At 42.3% G+C, this 18,704-nt stretch carries 16 protein-coding genes; 9 read left to right on the forward strand and 7 right to left on the reverse strand.

Annotated features, from left to right (window positions below; translation table 11 throughout):
* The first annotated feature begins 56 nt into the window (after positions 1-56).
* Together AS005_RS05860 and AS005_RS05865 are read left to right on the forward strand one after the other, a co-directional pair.
* Positions 57-653, forward strand: a complete 597-nt coding sequence (locus AS005_RS05860) for a hypothetical protein (protein ID WP_101510757.1) — start codon at positions 57-59, stop codon at positions 651-653.
* Positions 650-2,920, forward strand: coding sequence for an ATP-binding protein (locus tag AS005_RS05865; RefSeq protein WP_101510758.1), 2,271 nt, complete (start codon positions 650-652; stop codon positions 2,918-2,920). Before AS005_RS05860 ends, AS005_RS05865 begins: the two co-directional genes overlap by 4 nt.
* On the opposite strand, the gene AS005_RS05870 is transcribed toward AS005_RS05865, so the two are convergent.
* Together AS005_RS05870 and AS005_RS05875 are read right to left on the reverse strand one after the other, a co-directional pair.
* Positions 2,917-3,771: a cation diffusion facilitator family transporter gene (locus AS005_RS05870; RefSeq protein WP_101510759.1), complete on the reverse strand. Its 855-nt coding sequence runs from the start codon at positions 3,769-3,771 to the stop codon at positions 2,917-2,919. The genes AS005_RS05865 and AS005_RS05870 overlap by 4 nt on opposite strands.
* Positions 3,772-3,784: 13 nt before the next feature.
* Entirely contained in the window at positions 3,785-5,053 is a 1,269-nt protein-coding gene (locus AS005_RS05875; RefSeq protein WP_101510760.1) for a TrpB-like pyridoxal phosphate-dependent enzyme, read from the reverse strand.
* A gap of 47 nt (positions 5,054-5,100) precedes the next feature.
* On the opposite strand from AS005_RS05875, the gene AS005_RS05880 reads away from it, so the two are divergent.
* The 3 genes from AS005_RS05880 to AS005_RS05890 are packed head-to-tail and all read left to right on the forward strand — an operon-like array spanning position 5,101 to position 7,538.
* Positions 5,101-5,919 (forward strand): fumarate hydratase, encoded by an 819-nt coding sequence (locus AS005_RS05880; RefSeq protein ID WP_101511015.1) that lies wholly within the window; start codon positions 5,101-5,103, stop codon positions 5,917-5,919.
* Entirely contained in the window at positions 5,909-6,403 is a 495-nt protein-coding gene (locus AS005_RS05885; RefSeq protein ID WP_101510761.1) for a FumA C-terminus/TtdB family hydratase beta subunit, read from the forward strand. Before AS005_RS05880 ends, AS005_RS05885 begins: the two co-directional genes overlap by 11 nt.
* Positions 6,404-6,407: 4 nt before the next feature.
* Positions 6,408-7,538, forward strand: coding sequence for an NADP-dependent malic enzyme (locus tag AS005_RS05890; RefSeq protein ID WP_101510762.1), 1,131 nt, complete (start codon positions 6,408-6,410; stop codon positions 7,536-7,538).
* On the opposite strand, the gene AS005_RS05895 is transcribed toward AS005_RS05890, so the two are convergent.
* Genes AS005_RS05895 through AS005_RS05915 form a run of 5 tightly spaced genes read right to left on the reverse strand, consistent with a single transcriptional unit; the run spans position 7,530 to position 13,549 of the window.
* Entirely contained in the window at positions 7,530-8,768 is a 1,239-nt protein-coding gene (locus AS005_RS05895) for an ABC transporter permease (protein WP_101510763.1), read from the reverse strand. The genes AS005_RS05890 and AS005_RS05895 overlap by 9 nt on opposite strands.
* A complete protein-coding gene (locus AS005_RS05900) occupies positions 8,750-9,484 on the reverse strand; it encodes an ABC transporter ATP-binding protein (RefSeq protein ID WP_101510764.1) in 735 nt (244 codons plus the stop codon). Before AS005_RS05900 ends, AS005_RS05895 begins: the two co-directional genes overlap by 19 nt.
* Positions 9,485-9,500: 16 nt before the next feature.
* Positions 9,501-10,343 (reverse strand): homoserine kinase, encoded by an 843-nt coding sequence (gene thrB, locus AS005_RS05905; RefSeq protein ID WP_101510765.1) that lies wholly within the window; start codon positions 10,341-10,343, stop codon positions 9,501-9,503.
* The gene (gene thrC, locus AS005_RS05910; RefSeq protein WP_101510766.1) at positions 10,340-11,380 is read right to left on the reverse strand and encodes a threonine synthase; all 1,041 of its coding nucleotides are present in this window, start codon (positions 11,378-11,380) and stop codon (positions 10,340-10,342) included. Before thrC ends, thrB begins: the two co-directional genes overlap by 4 nt.
* 6 nt (positions 11,381-11,386) lie before the next feature.
* A complete protein-coding gene (locus AS005_RS05915; RefSeq protein ID WP_101510767.1) occupies positions 11,387-13,549 on the reverse strand; it encodes an aspartate kinase in 2,163 nt (720 codons plus the stop codon).
* 227 nt (positions 13,550-13,776) lie between these two features.
* Between AS005_RS05915 and ilvB the strand changes: the two genes are divergently transcribed.
* Genes ilvB through ilvD form a run of 4 tightly spaced genes read left to right on the forward strand, consistent with a single transcriptional unit; the run spans position 13,777 to position 18,695 of the window.
* Entirely contained in the window at positions 13,777-15,522 is a 1,746-nt protein-coding gene (ilvB, locus tag AS005_RS05920) for a biosynthetic-type acetolactate synthase large subunit (RefSeq protein WP_199203862.1), read from the forward strand.
* Positions 15,519-16,031: an acetolactate synthase small subunit gene (gene ilvN / locus AS005_RS05925; RefSeq protein WP_101510768.1), complete on the forward strand. Its 513-nt coding sequence runs from the start codon at positions 15,519-15,521 to the stop codon at positions 16,029-16,031. Before ilvB ends, ilvN begins: the two co-directional genes overlap by 4 nt.
* Positions 16,031-17,041, forward strand: a complete 1,011-nt coding sequence (ilvC, locus tag AS005_RS05930) for a ketol-acid reductoisomerase (RefSeq protein WP_101510769.1) — start codon at positions 16,031-16,033, stop codon at positions 17,039-17,041. Before ilvN ends, ilvC begins: the two co-directional genes overlap by 1 nt.
* Positions 17,031-18,695 carry a dihydroxy-acid dehydratase gene (gene ilvD, locus AS005_RS05935; protein ID WP_101510770.1) on the forward strand — a complete coding sequence of 555 codons (1,665 nt, stop codon included), beginning with the start codon at positions 17,031-17,033 and terminating at the stop codon, positions 18,693-18,695. The genes ilvC and ilvD overlap by 11 nt, the downstream gene beginning before the upstream one ends.
* The last annotated feature ends 9 nt before the right edge of the window (positions 18,696-18,704 follow it).

The following is an 18,704-nucleotide window of genomic DNA, read 5'->3' on the forward strand; positions in this document are numbered from 1 at the left end:
AACAACAAAAAAGAACTCCTTAAATCTTCTTAAAAAACCTTTGAAGGAGGAAGACGATGGAATACGTTTTGCTGAAGGATTTGCGTTTTTTTGATTATCCTGGAGGGACGGTTCTTTTTAGGGAAACTCTGGACAGAATAAAACTGGAAATGATGAACTACATTTTCAGAGCTTTCAAGAATAGGAAGTTTGTGTTTATTAACCTGTTCAGCGACGAAGTAAACCCTTTCTCGGCAGAAAGGTTCATAATGGAGTTCATTCCGACTGGTTCCGTTATTCTTGATGAGATTGTTGAATATTTGGGTCTTCCCGTAGAACGGGAATTTGATGTGTCTTTTCCTGATTTCACCACATCCCCCTTGGCTGACCCTTGTGAATGCCTCCTCTATGATGAAGGGAAAGGCTTCGAGAGGGTAGACCTTTCCCAATACAAAGTGAATCTTTTTGAGAAGGAAATATACGATGAACTGAATTTGGCGGATATCCCGGAAAACTCTCTTGTTCTTTTGAAAGGGATTCTATGGGATAGTGAGTACAAAAGATTTCAAGATAGGCAGAATTTTCAATTTGTTGGAAAAGTATTGAAAAAGAAGAATTGGCCAAAGTTGGATACCTTTCTTTTAGAGGAAATTCAAGTGGGTGAGGAACTATGAAGGTAGAGCATGTGCACGTTGAAGGATTCGGAAAATTCGAGAACTTTTCGTTTTCGCTCAAGGATGGGTTGAACATTATCTACGGAGGAAATGCAGCGGGAAAAACGACGCTCGCGAATTTCATAAGATATTGCCTGACTGGGGATCTACCCGAGGTAGAGAACTACAAACCTTGGTACGCTAACAAGTTTGGTGGGCATTTGGAAACAGACGAAGGAACGATAGCGTTCGGTTATGGGGTGATAGATCCGGAAGTTTTCATTTTCACCTCTTTTCTTCCAGAGAATGTCGATCAAAGCCTTGATGGTTCGAAGAATATATCTTCTATGGTTGTAGAGAGTTACAAGAATCTTCCGGAAGCTAAGAAAATGGAAAAGGTTTTAAACGAAAACTTTGCAGGCTTGTTGGAGAAAGAGAAGAGTCTGGAAAGTGAGATTTTACATTTAAAAGAAATTCTGAAAGGTTGGAGAAAAAGACGGGAGGAAACACTCTCATGGTTCATCAAGAAGAAGGAACTACAAGATGAATTTTCAGAGAAGAAGAAGAAATTAGATGAAGCGAGAAACAAATTCAATGAAGAGAAAAGTGAGAAGTTGAAGGCGATCAATTCTGAAATAGAAAGAACAGAAGAGGAGATTTCGCGTGTTAGAAAAGAACTAGAAAAGATTGGACAACTTCCGCCTGGTGAGAAACTGAGAGAAGTTCACGATTTCTTTCAAAAGGTGGAGTATCTGAAAAAGAGAATTTCACAGCTTGAGAAAGAAGTGGAAGAACTTGAGAAGAAATCGCTCGAAACAAAAGGGGAATTGCAATCCATTCTGGAAGACTTTTCTGCAAACAGTCTTGAGGAACTCAAGTTGAAAGTGGAGAATCTGAGACTCCAAATAAGTGTCTTTGAGAGTGAGCATAAATCAAAAGTGAATGAAATCGTAAAGCGATTGAGAGAACCTCTTGAAAAGGTAGAGAGTCGGTTGAACAATATAACCGAGGAAATGGAAAAAGTAGGAGACGGAATGAAAAGGATCGATCGATTGTCTTCCGTTGTCAAAATCTTTGTCAGTGCTCTTCTATCTTTTTCAGCAATTTCGGTTGTCTTTTCATTTTTGATCTCTAATATTCTGTTCGTGTATTTATCAATAGCGAGTGCCATCGGTGCAGCTATTTCTCTGTGGGGTTATTTCAAGGTGAAGAGTAAACTTTCCGATCTTGAAACCAAATTTGTTTCTCTCTCTTCACAGAAAAGAGAGTTAGTAAAGGAGAAGAACCAGATGTTGAATCGTATGAGAGACTCAATAGGTGTTGAGAGTTTATCGGAACTCGAAATCGTTTTGAAGGATCGAGTGGCTTCGAATGTTTTTAAAATGGCTCCTTTCCTTAAAAAATACGGATCTGATCCTACAAAAGCACTTGAGAATGTGGAAATTCAAATCAGGGAACTCCTTATACTAAAGGATTCCGTGGAATCTTCTCTATTGGAAAAAAGAAAAAGTTTAGAAGAGTTGAGGGAGTATCTAAAAAATCAAGAGAGTGAACTCAGTGAACGTTTGGATAATTTAGGAGTGAAAACATCCAAAGAACTGCTGGAAAATCTAGAAAAATTGGAGCAAAAATTGAAACTCGAGAAACTGGAGGAGAACTTGCAAAAAAACTTGAATAGACTCCTGACTCAGAAAAAAGAGATTGAATCGATGAAATCCAATGTTGAAATAGAAGAGTTAGAAAAGGAACTGAAAAGAATAGAAGAGGAGTTGGAAAGTCTAACGATTCCCTCTCTTGAAGATCCGTTCGATTTTATAGAGAGCCTTTACAGAAAAGAAGCAGAACTTGAATTGATGGAAAGAGCGATTGCAAATATTCCTTTGTTCAAAGAGAAGGTGAGAAAGAAATACGAAGATTTTCTAAATAGTTACGCAAATGAGTTGGCAATAGAGTTGGGGAGTGTGTACAAAAAATTCTTCGGTGAGCCTATCATGTTCAAAGTATCACCTTTTCTTGAGATTTCCGTGAGTGTTCCAAACGAAAAGCCCGCAAAGAAAATTTTGAATACATCTGCCTTGAAGATTTTGAGCTTTTACGTGAAGAACTTTCTGGCAAGGGTTTTGATGGTGGAAATCCCCCTCGTTATAGACAACACCTTTGTTGACTTGGATGATGAGAAGGTGGATCTCCTCCTGGAAGAATTGGAAAATTTGGCTTCGAGTAGGCAGATCATTTTCTTTACAAGCGACAAAAGATTTTTGAAAGAAGAACCCTTGTTGAGACTCTAATCACATATCATTTTTCCATCACATCTTCCACATTCCAGTTGAACAGTCACGTGTGTAACATTGTACTTTTTCATGAGATTTTCAATATCGTCTATGATCCTTTGAGCGTCTTTTAATTCCATGTTGTTCACTTCTACATGGCACTCAAAATGCAACTCCTTTTCTCCAACTCTCCAAGCATGAAAATGATGAGCGTTCTTGACTCCTTCAATCTTTTCTATCTCTTCCTTTATCTTTTTAAAATCGAGATTCGGAGAAGCTTCCATCAAAATTTCAACCGTTTCCTTTAGTATCTCGTACGCTTCCTTCGACATGTAAATAGCTATTCCAAGAGCGAGAATAGGATCCAACCAATATATTCTCCAAGTTTTCATGAGAACCGCTCCGAGAACCACGAGCACGGAAGACAGTGTGTCAGCTATGAGATGAAGATATGCGGAACGAACGTTTAGACTTTCCTTGCTGTGGGTGTGGAGTAACAAAACCGAGAGGAGATTGGCGGCCAGTCCTACAGTTGAAACGTACAAGAGAACCGTTGTGTTCACTACATTACCCTGAACGATTCTTTTCGCAGACTCTACAAAGATCAAAATTGATATCACAACTACAGAAATGGCATTCAAAAACGCCACGATGATTTCTGTCCTCTTGTAACCGAAGGTGTATTTCTCATTCTTGGACTTCTCTCCAACTTTCATTGCTATGAAACTGGCAAGGAGACTCATAGTGTCAGAAAAATTGTGAAGGGAGTCGCCCAAAAGGGCGAGACTCCCAGAAATAAGGCCGCCTATTACTTCTGCAATCGTGATGAGAAGATTCAAATATATTGAGAAAACTAACCTTTTCTCCAAGAATTTTCCTCCTTTATGCGTACGCTGTGAGGTCCAACAATCCATGCCCACTCAATGTAAATACTATCACACGATTTTTCCTTTCTTCTTTTGCCTTTTTTGCTTCTCTTATTGCCCCTGCTATGGCATGAGCGGACTCTGGAGCGGGTATGATACCTTCCAATTTGGCGAAAAGCTTGGCTGCTTGGAAAGTTTCTTCTTGATCGAATGCTTGAGCTTCCACTATTCCTTCCTTTACGAGTCTGGCTATGATGGGAGCAGAGCCGTGGTATCGCAACCCACCAGCATGTATTTTTGGGGGAATGAAATCTTTTCCAAGAGTGTACATTTTAAGAAGTGGCGTGAGACCTGCTGTGTCTCCAAAATCGTATTCATAATTGCCCTTTGTTAGAGAAGGACATGCGTCGGGTTCGCACGCAACGAATCTGATGTTCTTACCTGAGAGTTTTTCAGGAACAAAGGGGAGAATAGTTCCTCCGAAATTAGAACCTCCTCCGTGACATCCTAAAATAACATCGGGTTCTTCTCCGAGAACTTCGAGTTGCTTTTTCAACTCCAACCCGATCACTGTTTGATGGAGTAGTACATGGTTCAAGACGCTTCCAAGGGAATATTTGGTTCCCGGATCCGACACGGCTACTTCCAACGCTTCACTGATAGCAATTCCCAAGCTTCCAGGATTGTCTGGATCTTTTTCCAGTAGAGTTCTGCCGAAATTTGTCTCTTCACTAGGGCTCGGTGTAACTTTTGCTCCGAAGAGATTCATCATGTACTTCCTCATAGGTTTCTGTTGATAGCTTATTTTGACCATAAAGACCTTCACTTCCAGCCCGAATTTGTTACCAGCATAAGAGAGAGCACTTCCCCATTGACCAGCTCCTGTTTCCGTTACCAACCTTTTTACACCCTCTATCTTGTTATAGTAGGCTTGTGGAAGAGCTGTGTTAGGTTTGTGGCTTCCCGTTGGGCTCATGCCTTCATGTTTGTAATAAATTCGCGCAGGGGTTTGGAGATACTCTTCTAGAAAAGTGGCCCTGATAAGAGGCGTGGGACGATAGACTGCGTACTCTTTTAAAACTGGCTCAGGAATCTCGATAAAGCGTTTTTCAGAGACTTCTTGTTCTATCAAGCTCGTTGGAAAGATGATAGAAAGTTTCTCTGGAGAAACGGGTTGCTTGGTTTCTGGATCGAGTGGCGGATCCAATTTGAATGGAAGATCTGCCAACACGTTGTACCAATGTTTTGGAATTTCCTCTGGTTTCAAGTTCACAACAATCCTCATATTCTCCCTCCTTACAATGGTATAATTTCATTGCGAGGTGAAGAATGTTGATTCACGAACATGTTATCCTCAAAAAAGTAAAAGAAGCTCTCGTTGACGCCAACACTAAAATAAATCGCGAAGTAGAAACATTCCTCGAGAGATACGAAGGTCCTTTTTCTGATATAATAAAGGAAAACTTTCGTATTTCCAAAGAAGAAAAATTACCTCTTTGCCAAGATACAGGTTTGGTGGAGTTTTTCGTTTTTGCAGGTCACAAGTTGGCATTTGAAAAGCCTATTGAAGATATTCTGAACAAGGCTGTTGAAGAAGTCTACACTGAGTTTCCATTTAGGTACTCTGTGGTTTCAGATCCTCTTTTTGATCGGATCAACACCAACACCAATACTCCTGCCGTTGTGCATCTTTTCCATGTGCCGGGGAAAAAACTTGAAATAAGATTCCTTGTCAAAGGAGGAGGCAGTGAAAATTTAGCGTTGCTTCGTATGTTGAATCCTTCTTCGAGTGTGATCGAAGTAAAGGAGTTGATAATAGAACACATCAGAAATAACGGGGCAAAGGCATGCCCACCTTTACACGTTGGTATCGGTATAGGAGGATCAGCAGAAAAAGCGGTTTTACTTTCAAAACTCGCACTTACTAAAGATTTTAAGGAAAGAAACAAAGATCCTAGATATGCGAAATTGGAAGAGGAACTCGAGAGGGAACTTAATCTCCTCGGTATAGGATTTCAAGGTTTGGGGAAAGGACCCACCGTTTATTCCGTTCATGTGGAGTGTTTTCCAACTCATATAGCCACTTTGCCTGTTGCCATTTCTGTGGATTGCTATCTCTGTAGAAAGGGGAAAGTGATAATTGAGAGTTGAAAAGTTGAAAGCCGGCCAAGAGATTCGTTATTCTGGCAAGCTTATCGTCATGAGGGATCAAGCTCAGAAAAGGTTGAAGGTGTTTCTGGAAAAAGGAGAAACACTCCCAGTGGATCTCACGGGTGAAATAGTCTTCTATGCGGGTCCTGCCAAACCCTCTTGTGGTAGGGGTGTTGGAGCCATCGGTCCTACCACAAGTGCCAGAATGGACGATTTCCTCGAAATGCTTTTTCAACTTGGAGTCTTAGCCACAGTGGGAAAAGGAAAGAGATCTCAAAAAGCGGTGGAAGTCTGTAAAAAATGGAAGAGGGTTTATTTCATCGCTCCCAGTGGAACAGCAGCGGCACTTTCGAAAAGAGTAAAAAATTCAGAGGTTCTAGCTTTTGAAGATCTCGGCCCGGAGGCTATATACGAGATAGAAGTTGAAGATTTTCCTCTCATTGTAGCTATCGACAGTGAAGGAGAAACGATTTTCAAGGAGTGAGAAGATGGACGCATTGGAGATTCACAGACTGCTCAGAGGAAAAGTGCACGTTTCTATTCCTTTTAAAAAAGCGGACCGCGAAATTCTTTCTCTGATTTACACTCCGGGAGTTGCCGATGTTGCCAAAATCTGTGCCAAGGAACCGGAGAAAACGTATCAATACACATCGAGATGGAACACCATTGCTGTCGTTTCAGATGGAAGTGCAGTTTTGGGACTTGGGAACATAGGACCGTATGGAGCACTTCCTGTGATGGAAGGAAAAGCGTTTTTGTTCAAAGCTTTTGCGAACCTTGATGCTTTTCCCATTTGTCTTTCTGAGAGTGACGAAGAAAAAATTATTGAGATCGTAAGAAGCTTAGAACCCAGCTTTGGAGGAATAAATCTGGAGGACATAGCATCTCCCAAATGTTTTAAAGTGCTTCGGGAACTCTCCCAGAAGATGAATATACCCGTATTCCACGACGATCAGCAAGGTACCGCAGTTGTGGTTGCTGCAGCGTTTCTCAATTCCTTGAAGCTTGTAGGGAAAAGGATAAACGAAGTCAAAGTAGTGGTGAATGGAATAGGTGCTGCGGGGTACAACATCGTGATGTTTCTCCTTGATCTCGGAGTTAAAAACATTGTGGCGGTCGACAAAAACGGAATTTTGAATGAAAAGGACTCGGCAACTTGTTTAAATGAATACCACTTGGAAATCGCTCGTGTTACCAACCCAGAAAAAATCTCTGGAGATTTAGAGAAAGCTTTAGAAGGAGCGGATTTCTTCATAGGAGTTTCCAGAGGAAATATTTTAAAACCTGAATGGATAAAAAGAATGAACAAGAAACCTGTCATTTTTGCTTTGGCCAATCCTGTTCCTGAAATAGAACCAAAACTTGCAAGAGAAGCTGGAGCATTCATTGTTGCAACAGGAAGGTCGGATTATCCAAATCAAGTGAACAATTTGCTCGCTTTTCCTGGAATAATGAAAGGTGCTGTCGAAAGAAGGACAAGGATTACGAAAGAAATGCTCTTTTCTGCAATTGAAGCGATTGCAAAATCTTGCGACCCGGAACCGTATCGTATCATCCCGGAAGCCTTCGATGAAAGAGTACATATGAACGTGTACTATGCGGTCAAGAATTCAGTGTAGAAAAAGTCTTCTTTTTTCTGATCTTTGCCATCCCAAGATCACGTAATCCGATCCGAAAAGCTTGAAAGCGAAACTCGTGATGATCGTTGAAAACACAGCGAGGTAGATAATTCCCCAAACAAGAAGATCATAGTCTCCATAAAGAGTTAATTTCGGAGCCATTATCGGGTGCGAAAAAGGGATGGCAAAGATTACCACCTTCAAAGCATTGGGAAGGTTGTGAAAATCTCTTATCATGTTTGCCATCATTGGAATCAACGCAAGAATCGATATTGGGAAAGTGAGAAGCTGCGCACTCTTGGTATCTTTCGCCATGATTCCAAGGAGTATACACAACGAAAGCCCGACGAATATCGCTAGAAAGAGGCTCGTTCCAATCAGGACGAGATCGAATACACCGAATCGTATTCCTACTCCTTCTATCCCTTGAGAGAAAGAATTTATATAGTTGTAAAATCCTATCATGTAGATTCCTGCGAGAATCAACCCCACGATTGTGCTTCCCACGATCTTGGCGAGGACAATGTATTCTCTTTTTATAGGCATCGTGAGAAGTGTTTCCAGTGTTTTGTTTTCTTTCTCCAAGGCAAGTGAAGATATGAGAGAAGATCCTGACATGATGATGAGCATCATGATGAGAAGTGGTATCATGATGCTCTGCGAGTAGAACATGTTCATTATCGAAACTGGAGAAGTGTTCTGGAAGAAGAGGTTTTTCAAATACGTATGTTGAACCACAACAAATGGTGCGAACAGGAAATTGACTTTTCTTTTGTCTCCAAGAAAAATCTCGGCAATCTTTGGTTTCAGAGTCTCAAGTAAGGAAGAAATTATTCCAGTGGAGACTGTATCGGAAATACCCGTGCCTTTCAAATACCAGAATACCTCAATTTGTGAATGCTTGAGATTTTCAAGATTTTCAGAGAATCCTTTCGGTAAGACCAAAACGGCCGAAACCTTTTTCTCTTTCAATATCTTCTCAACTTCATTTGAATTGCTTCCAATGTACACGACATCCGTCAACGATTCGAGTTCTTGTTTTACAATTTTTGCGAATTTCCCTCCATCTTCATCTACAATGGCTATCTTCGGTTTTTTAGCAGTTTCTTTTATGGTGCTTTTGAATATGTTCCCCAGTGATCCGTACAAGATCGAGATGATGAGGACAGAAATCAAAGTTCCTACGCTAAGAAGTTCTTTTATTTCTTTTTTTAGGAGTTTTCCAAACACTTTACCGCCTCCTCGAAAACCTCTTCTATGTTCTGTGCTCCGTATTTAGTTTTGAGTTCATCAATGCTCCCTAGTTCGATGATTCTTCCATCATATATCAAAGCTATTCGATCACAGAGATACTCTACTTCCAACATGTTGTGGGAAGATAGGAGAATCGTAAGGCCATTTTTCACAGCTTCTTTTAATATTCTCCTCACTTCTCTTGCGTTCAACACGTCCAAACCAGAAGTGGGTTCATCGAGGAGAGCAAGTCGAGGATTCACCATGAGTGCACGTGCTATAAGTAGTTTTCTCACCATACCCTTGCTGTAGGTTGATATTTTATCCTTTATTCTTCCTCCAAGACTGGAGATTTCGATAGCTCGTTCTATCATTCTCTCCGTTTCCTCGGGAACATTTGCGTAAAAACTTGCAATGAACCTCAAGTATTCAATCCCTTTCATGTTTTTGTAAGCGCCCGCTTCTTCTGGGAGGTAACTGATGAGTTTTCTGATTTCATGTGGTTCTCTGGTTGGATCCTTTCCGAAGATCGAAACAGTTCCAGAGGAGGGTTTTATCAAAGTGGAAAGGATCCTCAATGTAGTCGTTTTCCCTGCACCATTCGGGCCTATGAGACCGAAGATTTCTCCTTCTTCAATCTCGAAAGAAACATCTTTTAAGACCACTTTACCTCCTATTTTTCTCGTCAAATTTTCAACTGTTACTGCTTTCACAAAGATCACCCTTGCTTTATTCTATCACCAATCCCTTGTTGTTAACCTTCAATCGTAAGACTTCTCTTAGATGAGGGATGTTAGAAAAATCTTTTATATCAGCGCACACTGAAGGCCCAGAGCCGCTGACAAACCAATAGGAAGGATTCTTGGACACGATTGCTTCGACAAATTCTTTCATTTTCTTGTTTTGATTGATTCTGTAAGATTGATGGAGCCTATCTCCAACATATTTGAAGGCTTCGTGTATTCTTCCAGAAGCAATTTTTGCGAGGAATTGACAAGAATTTTTAATGTTGAAGATCGCGTCGTTGAAAGGTACCTTTTGAGGTAAAATTTTTCTCATATTGTTCGTACAGAGTGTGAAATTCGGAATGAGAAAAGTGAGTTCAACGTCAATTTCAAATTTTTCGTAATCAAAGGAATTCTCCTCTTGATAGCAGACAACCAGTCCTCCAACGAAAGCAGGAAGCACATTGTCGGGGTGTCCCTCTAACTTCATTGCCAAACTCATCAGATCCTCCTGAGAAAGTTTTTTTCCAATTCCTTCATTGGCGATATGCAAAGCAGATACAATAACGGCTGCGCTCGATCCTAACCCACTGGATACGGGAATATTGCAATTCTGTGTAATATCAACCGGGGGAATTTTGTAACCAGTTTGTTTTTCAAAAAAATCGAAGACCTCAAAAAAAAGTCTAGTGTCCTTTACATCCCTTGCATATTTTCCGGTGGTCTTTATCTTTGTCTCGTTTGTATTGAACGAGAAAATCAACTCGTTGTACAAATCGAGTGCGAGACCAAAAACATCGAATCCCGCTCCGAGATTGGTGGTTGTGGCAGGTACATGAATCTTCATAAACCCAATACCTCCAAAACTTCCTCTATCTTTCCCTCTATGGTTCTAGGTGGCTCAAGTTGAGAAATCACAACGTTAGGATCCTTTAACCCGTTTCCTGTGAGTGTGCAGACCACCGTTTCTCCGCCTTTGAAAATGCCTTGTTTATGCTTCTTCAGAAGTCCCGCGATCGAAGCTGCAGAAGCGGGTTCGCAGAATATCCCTTCTTTTTGAGCAAGGAGCTTTTGTGCTCCGAGAATCTCTTCATCGCTCACCATGTCTATGTCTCCTCCGGATTCATCACGCGCTTGGACTGCCCTCTCCCAGTTTGCAGGGTTTCCTATTCTTATAGCTGTGGCAACAGTCTCGGGATTTTCTATTGGATGACCTCTAACGATTGGAGCCGCTCCTTCCGCTTGGAAACCCATCATCTTGGGAAGTTTTTTCGAGAGGCCGCGGTGATAGTATTCCTTGTAACCCATCCAATACGCAGAAATGTTTCCAGCGTTTCCTACAGGTATGAAATGATAATCAGGAGCATCCCCAAGTTCATCAACGATTTCAAAAGCTGCCGTTTTCTGCCCTTCGAGTCTGTAAGGATTGATACTGTTCACAAGGGTGATAGGATACTTCGAAGTAATTTCTTTAACTAATTCCAAACATTTGTCAAAATTACCTTTCACTTGAAGCACCATCGCGCCGTATATCATGGCTTGTGCGAGTTTCCCCAATGCGATCTTTCCTTCAGGTATCAAAACAATTGCCTTTATTCCCGCCCTGGCGGCGTAGGCAGCAGCGGAAGCCGATGTGTTTCCTGTAGAGGCACACATAATAGCTTTTGAACCCTCTTCAAGGGCTTTGGCCACCGCAACGACCATTCCTCTATCTTTGAAAGAACCCGTGGGATTTGCCCCCTCATATTTCACGTAGACGTTTATGCCGAGTTCTTTGCTCATGTTCACAAGGGGAATGAGGGGCGTGTTACCCTCGTTCAAAGAAATCATAGGAGTTCTATCGGTGATCGGTAGAAACTCTTTGTACCTCCTGAGCAAACTCAATCCTCATCACTCCTTATCAAGCTCGAATTTGCTGTGTATCGCTTTAACAGCATCCTCTACATACTTTCCATCTATGATCACAGAAATCCTGCTACTTGAGGCACTGATCATATCGATGTTGATTCCTTCGTTAGCAAGAGTTTCGAAAAGTGTGGCGGATATATCTGGAGAAGAAGTGAGATTCACCCCGACGATTGAAACCTTGGCTAGCCCTTTCTCGACGATCACATCCTTTGCTTCACTTCTCTTTCTCAAAAGATCGAAATCCAATTTCTCAAGTTGAGTTTCTGGAACGATGAAAGCCACGGTATTGTATTCTCCGTTTTTCATTCCCTGTATGATCATGTCAATGTTCACGTCCATTTGAGAGAGAGTTCTCATGATTCTTGCAGCGACCCCGGGTTTATCCGGTACGTCCTTTAAAACCACCTTGGCCATACCATCTTCAAACGTAACGGCTCTCACAATAGGATTCTCCACTTTAGTCCCCTCCCATATGAGTGTTCCTCTCGTTTCTTTGTGTGCGTTCTTTATCAAAACTTTGACTCCATATTTTCTGGCAAACTCTGCAGCTCTCGCTTGCAATACTTGAGCTCCATGCCTGGAAAGCTCTATCATCTCTTCCCATGATAGTTCTTTTATGACTCGTGCGTTCCTTACGATACGAGGATCCGCGGTGTAAACACCGTCAACATCCTTGTATAGTTCGCACAAATCAGCCCCAAGAGAGTAAGCAAGTGCAATCGCTGTGAGATCTGATCCTCCCCTTCCAAGGGTAGTTATGTCACCTGTTTCTGTCGTCCCTTGGAAACCAGCAACAACTGGTATAAAGTCTTGTTTTAGATACCTTGAAATGATATCTGTGTTGATGTCGATTATTCTTGCAGAACCGTATCTTTTATCTGTTATGATCTTAAGTTGATTTCCAGTAAAAGAAATCGCCTTGTATCCTCTTTTTCTGAGGGCAATGCTCATGAGTGCCACACTCTGTATTTCTCCTGTGGAAAGTAAAAGATCCAGCTCTCTTGGATCAGGATTGTTATCGATTTTCCTCGCGAGCTCAACCAAATGATCCGTCGTATCGCCCATCGCTGAAAGTACAATGACGGGTTTCACACCACTCTTTTTTCGTTTGATTATTCTTTCTGCCACCTTTTCCAACTTCTCAATATCAGATATTGCTGCTCCACCGAATTTCATCACCACGACGGAGAATCTTTCAGCACCACCCAACACTTTGTATTTGGCAACTCTGAACAAATCTGCTATAACAGCACTGGCTGTAGGATACCCCCCCGCTCCTCTTCCCTTTAACAAGAAATCACCAGCGAGATCTGTTGAAACTTCTATGGCGTTGTCCACACCATCCACGTTGAAAAAGGGATCACCTGGTCCTACTTCTTGAAGACGAACTTCGTATCTTTTTTGGGCGAAATCCATTTCTCCTATCAATTTAAGTTTTTTTCCAGATTTTATGACGTTTCTCAGATACTCGGGATTTATTTTGGTTATTCCTTCAAATTTCACATTGTGGATACCAGGAAATCTCCCGGTGACCACGCCCACTAAGACGGACACTTTATAAGCGACGTCGTATCCTTCAATGTCGTTGGTCGGATCAGCTTCAGCGTATCCCAATTCTTGAGCTTCCTTGAGAACCTCTTCGAACGTTCTTCCCTTACTCATCTCTGTGAGAATGTAGTTGGTAGTACCGTTCATTATTCCTCGTATTTTGGTTACCTTTTGAAATATGAGATAGTCCTGGAGAAGAGAGATGATCGGTATACCACCACCTACCGAGGCTTCAAAAAAAAGCTTCCTCTTCTTTATGTGATCCATAAATTCGTTCCCGTATTCGGAAATGAGATTTTTGTTTGGTGTCACGACAATTCTTCCAAGCTCCAGTGCACGACGAACGAGCTCAACCGCGGCCTCCGTTCCGCCTATAGCCTCCACGACCACATCGCTGTTGAGTATAAGATCGTCGAAATCGAACGCTATTTCTTCCTTGGGTACATTGAAGAACTCGTATTTTTTTGGAGACCGGTTTATTACCTTTGAAACAATGAATCTTTCCCCAACTCTCTTCTCTATTTCATCTCCTCTTTCTTTGAGTATTCGGTATATGCTCCCCCCTACCGTTCCGAGTCCCGCAATTCCTACTCGCACTCTTCTCACTCCTTAAACGGGATTTTTGAACATTTTAAAGTATTGATGTGTTTTCCGCTTATCTTGAATTTTACATTTTCATGATGAAAATGATACTAATACCAAAAAATCGACTTAACGACTTGACAGTTTAGAGGTGGTGATGATACTATTCCTAAAAAACCTACCATGATTTGTTATTCCAAATTTTCGGTATAATCATTCAATATCCGAGAGGAGTGGTCCACGTGAAGATGAAAGGTTCAAAGATGTTGTTTGAGGCGTTTTTGAGAGAAGGTGTGGATACGATTTTTGGTATTCCAGGAGGGGCAATAATCAACGTCTACGATGAACTCTGTGATTATGAAGACAAGATAAACTTCTATCTTTTCAGGCACGAGCAAGGCGCAACGCACGCTGCTGACGGATACGCGAGGGTAACCGGGAAGCCAGGTGTTGTGATCGTCACTTCTGGCCCAGGAGCCACGAACACAGTAACAGGGATCGCCACTGCTCATATGGATTCCATTCCCTTGGTCGTCATAACGGGCCAAGTTCCCACCTCGATGATAGGGACGGATGCTTTCCAGGAAGTTGACGTCACAGGTATCACTATGCCGATTACCAAGCACAACCATCTTGTCACCGGTATAGAAGAGCTTCCGTACGCTATAAAAGAAGCTTTCTACGTTGCAACTACAGGAAGACCCGGCCCCGTACTTCTTGATTTTCCTAAGGATATTCAAACTGCGGAAGGAGAATTCGATTATCCAGACGAAATAGAAATCCTTGGCTACAAACCCACCGTGAAAGGCCATCCAAAGCAGATAAAGAAAGCTATCGATCTTTTGAAGAACTCGAAACGTCCTCTGGTGATTGTCGGAGGAGGAGCGAATCTTTCTGGTTCCATGGATTTGGTGAACAAATTTATCGACAAATTCGGTGTACCAGCCGTGAGTACGTTGATGGGACGTGGTGTTCATCCTTCTGATGAGAGACTTTATTACAATGGAATAGGAATGCACGGTGCGTACTACGGAAACTATGCGGTAGCCAATGCGGATTTGATCATAGCACTTGGTGTGAGATTCAGCGATAGGATTCTCGGGAATCCAAGAACTTTCGCCAAAAATGCCAGAATAATCCATGTTGATATTGATCCAGCAGAAATTGGGAAAAACGTGGGAGCAGATGTTCCCATCGTTGGTGATCTGAAAAGTGTCCTCGAAGAATTTTTGAAGTATGACATCGAAACAGATTTCTCTGATTGGATCGAAGAACTTCAAGAAGTGAAAAGGAAGTATCCTCTCACTTACAAGAAGGACGGTAAGCTTATAAAACCCCAGTACATCGTTGAAAAGGTAAATGAAGTTTTTCCAGATGATACGATAGTTGTAGCTGACGTTGGGCAAAACCAGATGTGGGTCGCTCAATTCTATAGATTCAAGTATCAACGGTCGTTCCTCTGTTCCGGTGGTCTTGGAACTATGGGTTATGCTCTTCCAGCTGGAATCGGAGCGAAAATTGGAGCCCCCGACAGGGAGGTTGTGGTTTTCGCCGGTGACGGAGGCTTCCAAATGAACATCCAGGAGCTCATGACGATAAAAAGATACAACCTTCCCGTGAAGATCATAGTAATGGACAACAAGGCTTTAGGAATGGTGAGGCAATGGCAGCAACTCTTTTTCAACTGCAGATACTCCGCCACGGTGTTGGAAGATAACCCCGATTTTGCGAAAATAGCTGAGTCTGTTGGAATAAAAGCGATAAGGATAGAGAAACCGGACCAAGTGGACAAAGCAATAGAAGACCTTGCAAAATCCAAAGATCCAATGCTCATACACGCTGTGATCGATCCCGCGGAAAATGTGCTTCCAATGGTTCCACCAGGAGAAGATGTAGGAACACCACTCGTTGAGGCTCCATACGATGAATCTTTCGTAGAGAGGGTACTACGAACTATCGAGGAAAGTCGGAGAGGTGATGAAAGATGAGAAACGGTCATGAACATCTGGTTTCTATGTTGGTTCACAACAAACCTGGTGTTATGAGAAAGGTAGCCAATCTTTTTGCGAGAAGAGGTTTTAACATAAGTAGCATCACGGTCGGGGAATCCGAAACCCCTGGCCTTTCCCGATTGGTTATCATGGTTAAAGGAGACGACAGGACGATTGAACAAATAGAAAAACAAGCTTACAAACTGGTCGAGGTTGTGAAGGTCACTCCTATCGATCCTCTTCCCGAGAACCGCGTTGAGAGAGAAATGGCTCTCATCAAAGTGAAATTCGAGGGGGACAAACAGGAACTGTTCCAACTCGTTGAAATCTTCAGGGGGAAGATAATAGACGTATCCAGGGAAGGAGCGATCATAGAGATAACGGGGTCGAGAAGTAAAGTAGAGGCTTTTATAGATCTTCTTCCAGAAAAACAAGTAGAAGAGATTGCAAGAACAGGAATAGTGGCCATGAACAGATGGAACGTAAAAGAAAAGGAGGGATTTTGATGGCGGTGATTTATTATGACAAAGATGCGAATCTGGATTTTATTAAAGACAAAAAGATTGCCATTATAGGTTACGGGAGCCAGGGACACGCACACGCTTTGAATCTGAAGGACAGTGGTTTGAATGTGATAGTTGGTTTGAGGGAAGAAAGTAAAAGCTGGAAGAAAGCGGAAGCACAAGGACTCACCGTGAAAACGATCGAAGAAGCAGCTAGAGAAGCAGACATCATCATGATTCTCATTCCAGATGAGCATCAACCCGAAATTTACAAGAAATACATAGAAAAACATCTGACAGAAGGGAAAATGCTCATGTTTGCCCATGGGTTCAACGTACATTATCATCAAATCATTCCTCCGAAAAATGTTGACGTGACCATGATCGCACCAAAAAGTCCTGGTCATATCGTGCGAAGAGAGTATGTTGAAGGAAGAGGTGTGCCTGCTCTTATCGCTGTTTATCAGGATTACACAGGAAAGGCGAAAGATTTAGCCCTCGCCTATGCCAAGGGGATAGGTGTTACAAGAGCAGGAGTGATTGAAACTACTTTCAAAGAAGAGACAGAAACAGACCTTTTTGGCGAACAAGCCGTACTTTGTGGGGGAGTAACAGCTCTCATAAAGGCCGGATTCGAAACACTCGTCGAAGCTGGATACCAACCTGAAATCGCTTACTTTGAATGTTTGAATGAACTCAAGCTCATTGTCGATCTCATTTACGAAGGTGGTCTCAGCTTTATGAGGTATTCGGTCAGTAACACAGCAGAGTACGGTGATTACATCAGTCAAGAAAAAATCGTCACGAAAGAAGTCAGAGAGAATATGAAACAGATGCTCAAGGATATACAAACGGGTAAGTTTGCGAAAGACTGGATTTTAGAAAATCAAGCAGGAAGACCTTATTTCTACACCATGAGAAAGAAAGAATCAGAGCATCTAATAGAAAAAGTAGGGAGAGAGCTCAGAAAAATGATGCCGTGGCTCAAGGAGAGGAACGCAGATGAGGAGTGATGTAATAAAGAAGGGATTGGAAAGAGCTCCTCATAGATCCCTTTTAAAAGCGTTGGGGATAACAGACGAAGAAATGAAAAGACCTTTTATCGGGATCGTCTCTTCTGCGAACGAGATCATACCTGGACATATCCACTTGGATCGAGTGGTCAACGCGGTGAAAGCTGGAGTGATGATGGCGGGAGGGGTTCCCTTTGTTTTTCCAACGGTTGGAATCTGCGACGGGGTAGCCATGGATCACAAAGGAATGAAATTCTCTCTTCCCTCCAGAGAACTTATTGCCGATTCTATAGAAATTGTTGCCAACGGATTCCCCTTCGATGGTTTGGTGTTCGTTCCAAACTGTGACAAAATCACTCCCGGAATGATAATGGCGATGGGGAGGTTGAATATTCCCTCCGTACTGATCTCAGGAGGTCCCATGCTCGCCGGACGATACGGTGGAAAGGATATAGACCTCATAACTGTCTTCGAAGCAGTTGGAGGGTACAAAGTAGGAAAAGTGGATGAAGAAACTCTCAAAGCGATAGAAGATCTTGCATGTCCGGGTGCAGGATCTTGTGCAGGACTTTTTACGGCGAACACTATGAACTCATTAGCTGAAGCCTTGGGAATTGCTCCAAAAGGCAATGGAACGGTACCAGCCGTTCATGCGAGAAGACTCAGAATAGCAAAAGAAGCCGGAATACTCGTTGTAGAACTTGTGAAAAAAGGTGTAAGACCGCGAGACATCGTGACTCGGAATTCTCTGATGAACGCCATAATGGTTGACCTTGCAACGGGTGGTTCAACGAACACCGTATTGCATTTGAAAGCGATTGCCGAGAGTTTCGGGATAGACCTCGATATAAAGATTTTCGACGAACTCAGTAGACGTGTTCCACACATTTGTAATATCTCGCCGGTTGGTCCTTATCATATACAAGATCTTGATGAAGCGGGTGGAATATACGCAGTGATGAAACGTCTTCAAGAAAATGGTTTGTTGCTAGAAGATGCGTTAACGATTTATCAAAGAAAGATAGGAGAAGTAGTTAAGGAAGTTAAGATCATGAATGAGGATATCATTAGACCTTTCAGCAATCCTTACCACGAAGAAGGTGGACTTGGGATACTCTTTGGAAATCTTGCACCAGAAGGAGCCGTTGTGAAACTGTCTGGGGTTCCCGAGAAAATGAAACGTCATGTTGGACCAGCCGTTGTTTTCGAAGATGGAGAAGAAGCTACGAAAGCGATTCTTTCGGGAAAGATCAAAAAAGGCGATGTGGTAGTGATCAGGTACGAAGGACCTAAGGGTGGACCTGGGATGAGGGAGATGTTGTCACCCACTTCCGCCATCGTAGGAATGGGTCTTGCGGAAGACGTGGCTCTCATCACGGACGGCCGTTTCTCTGGTGGTTCACGCGGTGCGGTTATTGGACATGTGTCACCGGAAGCTGCAGAAGGTGGTCCTATAGGAATTGTCAAAGATGGTGATCTCATAGAGATAGATTTTGAAAAGCGAACCCTCAATCTCTTGATTTCTAAGGAAGAGTTTGAGAAAAGAATGAAGGAATTCGTTCCAAAAACAAAGGAGATAGATAGCGATTATCTGAGAAGGTATGCTTACTTTGTGCAATCTGCTAGCAAAGGGGCTACATTCAGAAAGCCCTGAGGAGGTGGT

The sequence above is a fragment of the Thermotoga sp. KOL6 genome (assembly GCF_002866025.1).
Lineage (GTDB): Bacteria > Thermotogota > Thermotogae > Thermotogales > Thermotogaceae > Thermotoga.